Genomic DNA, 12559 nt, shown 5'->3' with positions numbered 1-12559 from the left:
AGGCGCGTCGGCGAATTAAATCCCTCGTCGGCGGGAAGCCATTTATACGCGCGGCCGGATCGACTCGACGTGGGTCTCTACGACGCGTACCTCGCGACGCGCCACCGCCTCCACGACGCCGAGCCGCCGGCGCACGTCGCCCTCGTGCTCACCGAGCGGGACCTCCTCGCCGACGGCGCCTTCGACACGCTGTCGTCGGCGATCGGCTGGGCGTTCGAGTACGGCGCGGAGCGCGTCACCGTCTCGGTCTCCGTCCTTGACCGCGCGGTCGCCCCGACGCTCGTCCGGGAGCTTCGCCGGCTCGACGCGCCGGAGCGGACCGTGGTCCGCGGCCCCCAGACCGACGAGTTCGACGGCGAGAGTTCGGGTGCGCCGACGGACCGGGGCGCGGATGCGGCGCCGGAATCCATCGACGCGCCGGTGAGGATCCTGGTCGGGCTCGGCGGGAAGGCGGAGTTCGCCGGCGCGGTCCGCGAACTGGCCGGCGACGTCGCCGACGGCGAGGTGACGCCCGAGGCGATCGACGAGACGGACATCGCGGAGCGGCTGCTGTTCCCCGAGGAGCCGGACCTCGTGATCAAGACCGGCGCCGAGCGGCTCTCCGACTTCGCCATCTGGCAGTCGGTGTACGCGGAGCTCTACTTCACCGACGTGAACTGGCGCGACTTCCGCCGGCGCGAGTACCTGCGCGCGGTGCTGGACTTCCAGGACCGCCAGCGCCGCTTCGGCAGGTGACCGACCCCGCGAGACGCCGACCCCGCCCTACCAGACGAACCTGAATAGCACGGCGAACGTCACCAGCGCGCCGACCGTCGAGAGGATCGGCACGACGTTCTGCATCAGCACGACGCGAGCGCTCGTCCCGGGGTTGAACAGGTCGGACGCGGAGGGCACGTCGCTCGCGTCGCCCTCGCCGATCTCCGGCATCTCGTCGGCCGCCAGCGCGCCGACGGAGACCGCCGGCTCCTTCTCGCCGCTGATCCCCTGTCGCACGGTCACCGTGCGCGTCGCGCGCCCCCAGCCGAGCCCGACGATCGACATCGTCGCGATGATGACGAACGAGGCGGGGATGCCGACCGCCGAGAGGCTGATCACGATCCCCGAGGAGACGACCGCGACGACGATGGCGGCCGTCAGCGGGAGGTCGGTGATGTCGTTGCCGAGCGTGTCGAGCGTCCGCCGGGCGATGGTGAACGCGCCGACCGCGACCGCCGCGCTCCCGAGGAGGATCATCGGCGTCATCTCCACGCCGTCGAGCGCGACGAGCGGCGCGATGGCGTTCGCGATGTTCGAGGTGCCCGAGGAGAACGCCATCAGACAGCCGATGGAGATGACGACGACCCCGCCCGTCAGCTCGCGTCGCGTCGTGTTCGGGCCGAGGACCGGCCGCGGGATCAGCCCCGACCGGTCGAGTTCGAACAGCGCGCCCTCGGTGCTCTCGATGGCCACCCAGCGGTCGATCGCCGAGTAGAAGTAGCGGCCGACGACGCCCGACACCCAGAACCCGATGATCGGCGCGACGAGCCACCAGATCGCGATCTCGCCCATCACGGCCCAGTCGAGGGTGTTCGTCGCGATCCCGAGCCCGGCGATGGCGCCGACCGCCGTCATCGACGTCGACGCCGGGACGCCGGCGAAGTTGCCGACGAACAGCGCGCCGCCGATGAAGAAGAGGACGATGATGCTCGTCTCCAGCGTGAACACGTTCGCGCCGGTGACGAGGTCCTCGCCCAGCGTGGTCACCACGCGCTGCCCCAGCGTCCCCGCGCCGACGAAGAAGAACACCGACATCAGCGCCGCCGCGCCCGCCTTCGATATCACGTCCGCGCCGACCGCCGGCCCGAACGCCGGTCCCGTCGTCGCCCCACCGATGTTGTATCCGACGAACGCCGCGACCGCGACGCCGACGAGAAGAAGCGGCTCAACCATATACCCGAACAGAGCACACACGCGCTGTTAAACGGACGGGGTCTGCCGCTGACGGGCCCGCCCATCGGCGATGACATCTGCGCGATTCGGTCGGGGGACGCGCTGTCCGCACACAGATGTCTATCGATGATTTTCGCCACTTCGTTCGCAAAATGCACCGGCCGAGACTCTCGCGAGCGCAGCGAGCGAGAGTCAGGTCGGGGTACGACTGAAAGGAGTGCACCGGCCGAGATTTGAACTCAGAATCAGACGTGCTCGTTCACGGCTCGCGGCTCGCGGCTTCGCCGCTCGCTCTTCGAGGCGACTCGCTTCGCTCGCGCCTCGCACCGCTCGCCGTTCACTGCGCGCGACTGATAGCGTTCAAATCTCTCTCGGTGATTTTGCTCACTTCGTTCGCAAAATGCACCGGCCGAGATTTGAACTCGGGTTGCAACCATGGCAAGGTTGCGTGATACCACTACACTACCGGTGCGTGCTTCGCATCCCGCAGTTGGACGGAGACTCACTTAAGTCTGTCACATCGGGACGGCGGGCGGACGCGGTCGGCGCCCGTTCGGCCGATCACCGGTCGCGCCGTCGGGCGATATCCTCCGCGTGCGCGTCGTGAAGCTCTGCGAACGCCGCGGCCTCCGCCCGTTCCTGCGCCCCGTCCTCGCGGCGGTCGCGGATCCGGCGCTTGATCGCCGCGAGCGCGTCGGCCTCGCCCGCCGCGATCTCGTCGGCCACCGAGCGCGGGTCGTCGACGACGCGCGAGACGAGCCCGGTCCGCAGCGCCGCCTCGGCGTCGAGGACCCGCCCCGAGAGCGCGAAGTCGAGCGCCTCGCCCTCGCCCATGACGCGCGGGAGCCTGACCGTGCCGCCCCAGGCGCCGAACAGCCCGAGCGAGACGCCGGGCTCGCCGAGCGTCGCCCGCGGGGTGGCGACCCGGACGTCCGCCGCCAGCGCCAGTTCGACGCCGCCGCCGCGGGCCGGGCCGTCGACCCCGCAGACGACGACCGACGGCGACTCCTCGACGGCGGCGACCGCGCGCTGCCCCCGCCGCGCGAACGCCTCCGGGTCGTCGAGCGCGGCGACCGCGTCGAGGTCGGCGCCCGCGCAGAAGGCGTCGCCGGCGCCACGGAGGTACGTCACGGGCGGGAGGTCTCCGTCGGCGGGCGCTTCGAACGCCTCGCGCAGGGCGGTCAGGTCCGCGGGCCGGAGCGCGTTGCGCGCCTCGGGGCGGTCGAGCGTGACGACACGCACGTCGCCGTCGGTTCGGGTTCGGATCACGAGACGGAATCCCGTTCGTTTCCAAAGGTCTTTGCCCTTCGCTCGTCTACGAAACGACAATGGACGATGCCGCGCGAGCGCGTGACGCCGCGCGCGAGGCGCTCGCGGACGTCGAACCCGAACAGCTCCGCGAGGCCCTCGACGCCCGGATCGGCGACGCGGCGGTGACCCCCGGCGTGCTGGCGCTGGTCACCGCCCGCGCGCTGGAACCGGCCGTCAACCTCGGGGACGTGGCCGACCGCGCCGCGGGCGTGCAGCTCATCTACGAGGGGCTTCGCCTCACCCGGACGGTCGCTCACGACGAGCCGTGGGTGACGGCGCCGACCGCCGCCGCCGACATCGACGCGGACATGGACATCCTCGCGGCCGACGTGCTCGTCTCCCGCGGCTTCTCGCTTCTGGCCTGTACCGACGCCGCCCGGCCCGCCGTCGACGTGGTGCGCGCGTTCGGCCGCGACCAGACGCTCCGCGACCGCGAGGGCACGGACGCCGAGACGGCGGCCGAACTCGACCGCAACCTGGAGGTGGACGCGATGGAGCTCGCCGTCGTCGCGGGCACCACCGCCGTCGGCGGCGACCCGCCCGCGGAGCTGCTCGAATACGCCCGGGACCTCGCGGCCGACTGCGACGGCGAGTTCCCGCCCGCGGGCCGCGCGCTGCCCGAGGCGACCGCGGACCGCATCGCCGACATCTCGGAGCGGGCCGTCAGCGCGACCGACCGGTGACCCGCGCGGCGACCCTCCGAGACGGCGCGGGATTCCCCGACGCCGCGACGCCGGATCGAAACCCATAAAGTCGAATCCGGTCAACGACTGATTGCGCGCCTGGGTAGCTTAGCGGTAAAGCGCGTCCTTGGTAAGGACGAGACCCCGAGTTCAAATCTCGGCCTAGGCTTCCTCCCTTCCTCGCTTCCCGAGCGACCTCGCCGGCTCGATAGCCGTCCGTTCCGGGACCCGACCGCCACGCCGCAGTACGCGCTTTTTTGGTCCCCACGCTGCGACCGACACACCACATGGGCAAACACGAACGCGCGTGGGTCGAGGCCACCGAGCGGCTGACCGCGCGGCTCGCGAACGGCGCGGACCCGGACGAGGAACTGGTCGAGGCGGGCCGGCCCGACCTCGCCGAGGCGCTGGCCGACCGGCTCCGGAGCGACTTCCCGGACGCGACCGCGGTGCGCCACGCCGGCAACTCCTACGACTCGCTCGGCGACCTGATCGTCGAGACGCCGGACGGCGAGACGTTCGTCGAGGCCAAGTTCGTCGCCAGCGGCGGCACGCGGGCGAACCTCGGGCAGGACACCCTGACGGAGTTCGGCCTGTTCGAGGACGCCACCGCGTGGAGCGACTTCCGCGAGGAGATCGGCTTCCCCGAGGACCGCGAGGCCCTGCTGCGGGAGTTCGACGGCTACCCGGACGACGTGCGCGACTGGTCGTACAAGTCGGCGGTGTACGACCGGGCGAAACACCTCAAGAACGTCCTCGACGTGTCCCGGGGACAGAACACGGGCTCGCGGGCGGACGAGGTGCTCGCCGACCCGGACGCGACGGAGAAAGAGCGCGAGGCGGCCCGGATCGTGAACGCGATCCTCGACCTCGACCGCGAGGAGAAGCTGGCCTACTTCGACCACCTCCGCGAGGCCGAGCAGAACCCGCGCAACGTCGAGACGTTCGCGCACCTGATCGTCTGCGGCTACCACACCGCGGACGCGCTCGACGAGCACTTCGACGACGACCTCGAGGACATCAAGCGGCTGCTGGAGACGGACTCCTACCGCCTCTACGAGGTGAACAGGAACAGCGGTGCGGTGAGCGTCGAGAACCCCTCGGAGCTGCTCGCCGGCTTCGAGTGGGAGGACACGCGCGTCGAGATTCCCGAGGACGGGACCTCCGTGAGCGTGGTGACGGGCCCGCCGGGGAACCGCCGGCGCGTGCTGAACATCGCGTACAACTGGAAGAACAAGTTCCAGGGGATCCAGACGCCGTCGATGAACGTCTTCGTCCCCGAGGCGTAGGGCCGCCGGGCGGCGTCGCGCCCGCGGCGCGACCCCCCGCCGACCCGCACCCTTTTGCGCTCGGACGCCAAGGGTCGACCATGCAACGCGGCCGCCGGAAGCCGGACTGGCTGAAGTCGCGCCCGCCGTCCGGGAGTCGGTTCACCGAGATCAAGTCCACCCTCCGCGACCACGACCTCCACACGGTCTGCGAGGAGGCGAACTGCCCGAACATGGGCGAGTGCTGGTCGGGGCAGGACGGCCCCGGCACGGCGACGTTCATGCTGCTCGGCGACCGCTGCTCGCGCGGGTGTAACTTCTGTGACGTCGAGACGGGCGGGATGGAGCCGCTCGACCCCGACGAGCCCGCGAATGTCGCGGACGCGGTCGCCGAGATCGGACTCGACTACGTCGTCTTGACCTCCGTCGACCGCGACGACCTCGCGGACGGCGGGTCGGCGCAGTTCGCCGAGACGATCCGGGCGATTAAGCGCCGCGATCCCGAGGTGCTCGTCGAGACGCTCATTCCGGACTTCCAGGGCGACCCGGAGGCGATCCGGCGGATCATCGACGCGGAGCCGGACGTGATCGCGCACAACGTCGAGACGGTCGAGCGGCTCCAGTGGCCGGTCCGGGACCGGCGCGCGAACTACGAGCAGTCCCTCTCGGTCCTCGATCAGGTCGACCGCGAGTCCGACATCCACACGAAGACGAGCCTCATGCTCGGCGTCGGCGAGTACGACCACGAGGTGTACCGGACGCTCGGCGACCTCCGCGAGGTCGGCGTCGACGTGGTCACCTTCGGCCAGTACCTCCAGCCCTCGCGCTCGCACCTCGACGTGTTCGAGTACGTCCACCCGGACGTCTTCGAGACGTGGCGCCGGGTCGCCGAGGAGGAGTTCGACTTCCTCTACTGCGCGTCGGGCGCCATGGTCCGGTCGTCGTACAAGGCGGGCGAGCTGTTCGTCGAGGCGCTGCTGCGCGAGGGGCGGTCGCCGGAGGCTGCGCGGCGCCACGCGCGGGCGGCGGGCGGCGACTGAGCCGTCGGCCCCGTCACAGCTGTCAGGCGGTTTCGAGGATTCTTGTCCGAACAGCGAGTTATTTACCTCTCGGTGACTCACCCTGCGTCAGTGAGACGTACACATGGGAACAACTGACTCGTCGATCGTCGACTCGGCGCGGGCCCGGCCGGGGCTTCTCCTCGTCACCCTCCTCGGCGGCCTGCTCGTCGTCGACCTCGCGGCGAAGCTCGCGGGGGTCGGCCTCGGCCCGATCGGTGGGTCGATCTCGGTCGACCGGCTCGGCTCGAACCTCTGGAACGGCGTCGTCATCGGCCTCGTGATCGGGCTCGCGGGAATCGGGCTCTCGATGACGTACAGCATCCTCTCGTTCGCGAACTTCTCGCACGGGGACCTCGTCAGCGTCGGCGCGTTCTCCGGGTGGGGCGTGGCGTTCCTGATCGCGGGGTTCGGCGACGTGCCGGTCCGCGCGCTCCTGACCGTCCGCGACGCGGGGAACGCCTCGCCGGGCGACATCGGCGCGCACATCCTCACGACGCCCGCCGCCATCCTCGTCGGACTGGTGGCGGCGTTCGTCGTCACCGCGCTGCTCGCGGTGGCGCTCGACCGGGGGTTCTACAAGCCGATGCGCGACCGCGACGGGATCGCGCTGCTCATCGCCTCCATCGGCGCGGCGCTCATCGTCCGGTACCTGCTCCAGTTCGGCTACGGCTCCGACCGGCGCGGCGTCACCGCCAGCGTCGAGCAGTCGAACCTCGCGTTCGACCCGCTCGGGCTGTCGGTGAACGCCCACGAACTCACCATCCTCGTGGCCGCGGTGGGCCTGATGCTCGCGATGCACGGAATGCTCCAGCACACGAAGCTCGGGACCGCGATGCGGGCGATGGCCGACAACAAGGACCTCGCGCTCATCACCGGCATCCCGGCCGAGCGCGTCGTCACCGCGACGTGGATCATCGGCGGCGGGCTCGCGGGCGCGTCCGGCTACCTCTACGTCCTGCTCCGCGGGACGATCCAGTTCGACTTCGGCTGGCTCCTGCTCCTGCTGATCTTCGCGGCCGTGATCTTGGGCGGGATCGGCTCCGTCTACGGCGCCATCGCCGGCGGCCTCGTCATCGGCGTCGTGTTCACCACCTCGACGATCTGGATCCCGTCCGACTTCAACCAGGCCGCGGCGTTCGGCGTGATGATCCTCATGCTGCTGTTGCGCCCCGAGGGGCTCTTCGGCGGGGTGACAACCACATGAGCGACGCCGACGCGCCCGGCGACTCCGGGTCCGGACCGAGCGCGCCCGAGGCGCCCGAGAGCGCGACGGCGGCGCTCGTCGAGGCCGCCCGGGAGAGCGACCTCGGCCTCGTCGTCGGGACGCTGCTCGCGATCTACGCGGCCGCGACGCTGCTGACGTTCACCGACGGGCTCAACAGCGTCGTCGGGCTCATGGAGACGCTGACGTTCCTCGGGATCGTCTACGCGCTCACCGCGCTCGCCCTGAACCTCCAGTGGGGGTACACTGGCCTGTTCAACATCGGCGTCGCCGGCTTCATGGCCGTCGGCGTCTACACGATGGGGATGGTCGTCCGCTCGCCGGACCCCGCGTTCGGCCCGCCCGGACTCGGCCTGCCGCTCCCGGTGGGGATCGCCGCGGGCGTCGCGATGGCGGCTGTGCTCGGCGCCGTCGCCGCCCTGCCCGCGCTGCGGCTCAAGGCCGACTACCTCGCCATCGTCACGCTCGGACTCTCGGAGATCATCCGCCTGTCGCTCCAGTCGAGCGCCTTCGACAACTTCCTGCGCGACACGGTCGGCGCCGGGACGGGCGGCGGTCGCGGGATGGGCATGCCGGACAACCCGGTCCGCGAGCTGTTCCTCGTCGACGGGCAGGCGGGGACGCCGACCGCGTTCGGCGAGTTCGTCTTCGGCGTCTTCGGCGCCGACGGCCTCGGCATCTCCAACCCGATCCTCATCGGCTGGGGGTACATCGCCGTCCTCGCCGCCTTCCTGGTCGGGTTCTACCTCCTGGTCGAACGCCTCGGCCGCTCGCCGTTCGGCCGGACGATGAAGGCGATCCGGGAGGACGAACTCGTCGCCGACTCGCTCGGCAAGGACGTGAACCTCGTGAAGATCAAGGTGTTCGTCATCGGCTGCGCCCTGATGGGGCTCGCGGGCATCCTCTGGTTCGGCAGCCAGGGGAACGTCTCGCCGACCCCGCAGTTCCGCCCCCTGCTCACGTTCTACGTGTTCATCGCGGTGATCATCGGCGGGTCGGGGTCGAACACCGGCTCGGTCCTCGGCGGCATCGTCTTCGCCGCGGTCCTGTTCGAGGGGCCGCGCCGCGTCGGCGGGGTCGTCCGCGGGCTCATCGACGCGGAGACGCCGCCGTCGTTCGCCGACGCGGTCGTCTCGCTCGACCCGGTGACGTTCCTCGCGTACGCGACCGACAACATCGCGCCGCTCCAGTTCGTCTTCCTCGGGCTGGTCCTGGTGTTCATCATCCACCGGCGCCCGGAGGGGATCCTCGGCGACCGGATCGAGACGGCCGCGGCCGTCGACCTCTCGGAGCGGCCGGACGGGGGTGAGACCGATGAGTAGCGACGTTCCGGAGGCGGACGACGCGGCCGGGGTCGCCGACGCGGTCGACGCGGCGGACGCCCCCGAGGACGAACCCGAGGCGAACGACAGCGCGGTCGAGGAGGCCGCGAAGCACGTCCCGTCCGGGGCGCCCCCGCTCCGCGTGGAGGGGCTCGTCAAGCGGTTCGGCGGCGTCACCGCCGTCGACGGCGCCTCCTTCGAGGTCGAGGCCGGCTCGCTGACCGGCCTCATCGGGCCGAACGGCGCCGGGAAGTCGACCACGTTCAACTGTATCACCGGCGTCCACGAGCCGACCGCGGGCACGGTGACCTTCGAGGGCGAGGACATCACCGGGCTCAGACCCCACGAGATCGCGCGCAAGGGGCTGGTGCGGACCTTCCAGATCGCTCGGGAGCTCTCCGAGATGACCGTCCTGGAGAACCTCATGCTCGCGCCGCAGGGCCAGGTCGGCGAGTCCGCGATCCGGGCCGTGACGCCCGGCCTCCGCGGCGCGGTGATCGAAGAGGAGACCGACATCCGCGAGCGGGCCTGGGAGACGCTGGAGTTCTTCGAGATCGACCACCTCGCGCACGAGCACGCGGGGAACCTCTCCGGCGGCCAGCGGAAGCTGCTGGAGATGGCCCGCGCGCTGATGACCGACCCCGAGATGGTGCTGCTCGACGAGCCGCTCGCCGGGGTCAACCCGACCCTCCAGGAGAAGCTCTTGGACCGGGTCCACGACCTGCGCGCGGACGGCTACACCTTCCTGCTCGTCGAACACGACATGGACGTCATCATGAACAACTGCGAACGCGTCATCGTCATGCATCAGGGCAGCGTGCTCGCCGAGGGGACCGGCGACGAGATACGGAACGACGAGCGGGTCATCGAGGCGTACCTGGGGGAAGACCTATGACCGCCGACGGCGCGGCGGGCGAGGCGGGGGACGCCGACACCGCCGCCGAGGCCGCACCGACTGACGCCGACGAGCCGGCGGCCGACGCGGCCGCCGGGACGATCCACACGATCGACGGGGACGCGATCCTCCGGATCCGGGACCTCGACGCCGGCTACGGCGACCTCCAGATCCTCTCCGACGTGGCCCTGGACGTCGCCGACGAGGAGTACGTGACCATCGTCGGCCCCAACGGGGCCGGCAAGTCGACGGTGATGAAGACCGTCTTCGGGCTCACGACGCACATGGGCGGCACCGTCGAGTTCGAGGGGGCGCAGATCCAGGGGCTCGCGCCCGAGCAGATCATCCGCGAGGGGATCGGCTTCGTCCCGCAGACGGACAACGTGTTCCCCGGGCTCAGCGTTCGCGAGAACCTCGAGATGGGCGCGTACATCCTCGACGAGGTGCCCGAAGACCAGATCGAGACGATCTACGACCGGTTCCCGATCCTCCGGGAGCGCAGCGACCAGAAGGCGGGGACGCTCTCCGGCGGCCAGCGGCAGATGGTCGCGATGGGGCGGGCGCTCATGCTCGACCCGGACCTCCTGCTGCTTGACGAGCCCTCCGCGGGGCTCGCCCCCGACCTCGTCGCCGACATGTTCGACCGGATCGACCGGATCAACGAGAGCGGGACGGCGGTGCTGATGGTCGAGCAGAACGCGAAGGAGGCGCTGCGCCGCTGCGACCGCGGCTACGTGCTGGTGAACGGCGCGAACCGCTACACCGACCGCGGCGACGTGCTGCTCGCCGACGAGGACGTGCGGCGCGACTTCCTCGGCGGGTGAGCCGCGGTCGACCGCAGCTCGCGCGGCTCTGAACGGCGTTCACGACGCCGCTCGGGGAAGGCTTATCAGGTGCGCCGTCGCAGTGAGGCCGTGCCCTCTCGACGAGCGGTCCTCAGCGCGGTCGGCGTCGCGGCGGTCGGCTCGCTCGGCGGCTGTTCGCGTCTCTCCTCCGACGCCGAGCGCGTCGGGCTGACCGTGTTCAACCAGACGGACGCGACCTACACCGTCGAGATAGGATTCTTCGACGACGACGCCCCGGAGCCGGCGGCGCGGGCGTACGAGTCCGCCCTCGACGTGGGCCCCGGCGGCGAGGCGGCGCGCGACGCGGTCGCCGAGGTCGGGCGGTACCTCGTCCGCTACCGGGTCTACGAGGACGGGTCCAGGCTGACCGATCAGGGCCACGTCCACTTCGTCCCCGACGGCGACGGGAGCGAGCGGCTCACCTTCGACGTTCGAGAGCCGGGCGTACTGACGACGCGGTGACGACGCCCTCCGTCGCGCGGGCGAGCGCCGCGGCTCACGCGGGAAGGAAAAAAATCGGGAGAAGTTCGGTCGGTTCCCTACTGGTTCAGCACGCTCGACCACTGGCTGGTGTACGTCGCCTGGTTCGGCTCGAAGGAGACGCGCTGGGTGATCGTCCCGTCGCGCTCCTGGAAGGCGTTCACGTACGCCTCCTCTAGCGACTGGCCGTAGGCGTCGTTGAGGTACAGCGTGCCGGACGACGAGGCGCCGACGGTGTCGCCGACGGCGAGGTCGGCCATCGCCGGCCCCTGGAGCAGGTCCGAGGGCGCGGTCCGGAAGATGTAGCCGTTGTCCTCTAAGTCCGTCACGTTCGGGTCGGTCGAGGACGGCGAGATGCCCACGACGCCGTTCGGGATGAACACCTGGTCCGAGACCTGGAGGTTGACGTTCGACGACGCCGGGCCGACGACCGCGCCGAAGCCGGCGTTGACGAGGGCGTTCGCGCCGGAGATCCCCGCCTGCGGGTCGGTCTGCGTGTCCTCGACTCTCGTCTCGACGTCGACGTTGATGCCGGCGTCGTTGACCTGGGTGGCCGCGAGCAGCGCGCCGTCGCGGATCGGGACGCCGAGCGGGCCGAGGTCGCCGGTCTCCGGCATCAACACGCCGATCCGGGCGGTGAACGAGTCGACGCCCACGGGGCCGGCCGCGGTCGCGTTCCGGTCCTCCTCGCTGAGCTCGTTCCCGAACTCGACGGTGTCGAGCGTGACGAGGTCGCCGTCCTGGAAGTCGATGATGTCGTAGGCCGCGGTCGCGATGTCGCCGTTGGCGTCGAAGTTGACGCTGGAGGACGCGCCCACGTAGTGGACGGGGTCGCCCCCGGCGACCGTCTCGACGGCCTCAGGCAGGTCAGCGGGACCGAACTCCTCGCCGCCGGGGTTGGCGACGGTGCGGACGCGGTCGCGGATCGCCTGGCCGCTGTTCTCGCCCGCGGCGGTCGCGGCGAGGATCTCGACCGCCATCGCGTCGTACGCCTGCGCGGTGAACACGCCCGGTTCCTCGCCGTACGCCTCCTGGTACGACTCGGTGAAGAACTCCGCGCCGGGGCCGCCCGCGGAGGGCGCGGTGCCGATGACGTTGTTCATGTCGTTGTCGACCTCGCCGGGCAGGTCGCTGTCGATCAGCCCGTCGGGGACGATGATGTCGAGGTCGGGCGCGCTGTCGGCGAACTCCGAGTAGAAGTCGCGGAACAGCTGGATCCCGGACTGCGGGAAGCCGACGACCATCACGGCGTCGGGGACGTTGTTCTGGTCCCCGCCGTCGCCGCCGTCGGACCCGTCGCTGCCGTCGCCGCCGTCCATCCCGTCGCCGCCGTCGGACCCGTCGGATCCGTCCCCGCTGTCGCCGCCGTCACCGCTCTCCGTCGAGCAACCGGCGAGCCCCGCAATGCCGACCGCGCCGGCGCCCTTGAGTACGTCGCGTCGCTGGATTCTTCGCTTCATTCTGTGAGCGTATACCATACGAGCCGTTATAAGTGTATCCACGGTCACAAATACCACAGCGCCGGCGTTCGGACGTTTCAGAC

The 12559-nt window shown here is 70.7% G+C and carries 12 protein-coding genes and 2 tRNA genes; 10 read left to right on the top strand and 4 right to left on the bottom strand.

What is annotated here, in order from left to right:
- Positions 1 to 69 precede the first annotated feature (69 nt).
- Positions 70 to 735: an undecaprenyl diphosphate synthase family protein gene (locus DVK05_RS07420; protein ID WP_121562744.1), complete on the top strand. Its 666-nt coding sequence runs from the start codon at positions 70 to 72 to the stop codon at positions 733 to 735.
- A gap of 27 nt (positions 736 to 762) precedes the next feature.
- Here the strand turns inward: DVK05_RS07420 and DVK05_RS07415 are convergent, their stop codons facing one another.
- From DVK05_RS07415 to DVK05_RS07405, 3 genes are all read right to left on the bottom strand, one after another.
- Positions 763 to 1929: an inorganic phosphate transporter gene (locus tag DVK05_RS07415; protein WP_121562743.1), complete on the bottom strand. Its 1167-nt coding sequence runs from the start codon at positions 1927 to 1929 to the stop codon at positions 763 to 765.
- A gap of 401 nt (positions 1930 to 2330) precedes the next feature.
- Positions 2331 to 2401 (bottom strand) — tRNA-Gly (locus DVK05_RS07410).
- 89 nt (positions 2402 to 2490) lie between these two features.
- Positions 2491 to 3198, bottom strand: a complete 708-nt coding sequence (locus DVK05_RS07405) for an enoyl-CoA hydratase/isomerase family protein (RefSeq protein ID WP_121562742.1) — start codon at positions 3196 to 3198, stop codon at positions 2491 to 2493.
- Between the two features lie 59 nt (positions 3199 to 3257).
- Between DVK05_RS07405 and DVK05_RS07400 the strand changes: the two genes are divergently transcribed.
- From DVK05_RS07400 to DVK05_RS07360, 9 genes are all read left to right on the top strand, one after another.
- Positions 3258 to 3923, top strand: a complete 666-nt coding sequence (locus tag DVK05_RS07400) for a hypothetical protein (RefSeq protein ID WP_121562741.1) — start codon at positions 3258 to 3260, stop codon at positions 3921 to 3923.
- Between the two features lie 97 nt (positions 3924 to 4020).
- A tRNA-Thr gene (locus tag DVK05_RS07395) sits at positions 4021 to 4092 on the top strand.
- A 118-nt stretch (positions 4093 to 4210) separates the two neighbouring features.
- Positions 4211 to 5212 (top strand): hypothetical protein, encoded by a 1002-nt coding sequence (locus DVK05_RS07390; RefSeq protein ID WP_121562740.1) that lies wholly within the window; start codon positions 4211 to 4213, stop codon positions 5210 to 5212.
- An 80-nt stretch (positions 5213 to 5292) separates the two neighbouring features.
- Positions 5293 to 6231: a lipoyl synthase gene (lipA, locus tag DVK05_RS07385; RefSeq protein WP_053770835.1), complete on the top strand. Its 939-nt coding sequence runs from the start codon at positions 5293 to 5295 to the stop codon at positions 6229 to 6231.
- A gap of 103 nt (positions 6232 to 6334) precedes the next feature.
- Entirely contained in the window at positions 6335 to 7456 is a 1122-nt protein-coding gene (locus DVK05_RS07380; RefSeq protein ID WP_121562739.1) for a branched-chain amino acid ABC transporter permease, read from the top strand.
- Complete coding sequence (locus tag DVK05_RS07375) at positions 7453 to 8796, top strand: branched-chain amino acid ABC transporter permease (protein ID WP_121562738.1); 1344 nt, start codon at positions 7453 to 7455, stop codon at positions 8794 to 8796. Before DVK05_RS07380 ends, DVK05_RS07375 begins: the two co-directional genes overlap by 4 nt.
- Complete coding sequence (locus DVK05_RS07370; RefSeq protein ID WP_121562737.1) at positions 8789 to 9691, top strand: ABC transporter ATP-binding protein; 903 nt, start codon at positions 8789 to 8791, stop codon at positions 9689 to 9691. The genes DVK05_RS07375 and DVK05_RS07370 overlap by 8 nt, the downstream gene beginning before the upstream one ends.
- Entirely contained in the window at positions 9688 to 10515 is an 828-nt protein-coding gene (locus DVK05_RS07365) for an ABC transporter ATP-binding protein (protein ID WP_233559415.1), read from the top strand. Before DVK05_RS07370 ends, DVK05_RS07365 begins: the two co-directional genes overlap by 4 nt.
- Positions 10516 to 10605: 90 nt before the next feature.
- Positions 10606 to 10998: a hypothetical protein gene (locus DVK05_RS07360; RefSeq protein ID WP_121562736.1), complete on the top strand. Its 393-nt coding sequence runs from the start codon at positions 10606 to 10608 to the stop codon at positions 10996 to 10998.
- 77 nt (positions 10999 to 11075) lie between these two features.
- Here the strand turns inward: DVK05_RS07360 and DVK05_RS07355 are convergent, their stop codons facing one another.
- Positions 11076 to 12476, bottom strand: a complete 1401-nt coding sequence (locus tag DVK05_RS07355; protein WP_121562735.1) for an ABC transporter substrate-binding protein — start codon at positions 12474 to 12476, stop codon at positions 11076 to 11078.
- Positions 12477 to 12559: the final 83 nt, after the last annotated feature.

It is taken from the genome of Halorubrum sp. Atlit-8R (assembly GCF_003666025.1).
GTDB classification, from domain to species: Archaea; Halobacteriota; Halobacteria; order Halobacteriales; family Haloferacaceae; genus Halorubrum; species Halorubrum salinarum.
This window is presented reverse-complemented; position numbering and strand designations above follow the sequence as displayed.

Bases quoted from the DNA above. Each gene is read 5' to 3' on its own strand.
- DVK05_RS07415 (WP_121562743.1), bottom strand. From the start codon at position 1,929: ATGGTTGAGCCGCTTCTTCTCGTCGGCGTCGCGGTCGCGGCGTTCGTC.
- DVK05_RS07400 (WP_121562741.1), top strand. From the start codon at position 3,258: ATGGACGATGCCGCGCGAGCGCGTGACGCCGCGCGCGAGGCGCTCGCG.
- DVK05_RS07390 (WP_121562740.1), top strand. From the start codon at position 4,211: ATGGGCAAACACGAACGCGCGTGGGTCGAGGCCACCGAGCGGCTGACC.
- lipA (WP_053770835.1), top strand. From the start codon at position 5,293: ATGCAACGCGGCCGCCGGAAGCCGGACTGGCTGAAGTCGCGCCCGCCG.
- DVK05_RS07380 (WP_121562739.1), top strand. From the start codon at position 6,335: ATGGGAACAACTGACTCGTCGATCGTCGACTCGGCGCGGGCCCGGCCG.
- DVK05_RS07375 (WP_121562738.1), top strand. From the start codon at position 7,453: ATGAGCGACGCCGACGCGCCCGGCGACTCCGGGTCCGGACCGAGCGCG.
- DVK05_RS07370 (WP_121562737.1), top strand. From the start codon at position 8,789: ATGAGTAGCGACGTTCCGGAGGCGGACGACGCGGCCGGGGTCGCCGAC.
- DVK05_RS07365 (WP_233559415.1), top strand. From the start codon at position 9,688: ATGACCGCCGACGGCGCGGCGGGCGAGGCGGGGGACGCCGACACCGCC.
- DVK05_RS07355 (WP_121562735.1), bottom strand. From the start codon at position 12,476: ATGAAGCGAAGAATCCAGCGACGCGACGTACTCAAGGGCGCCGGCGCG.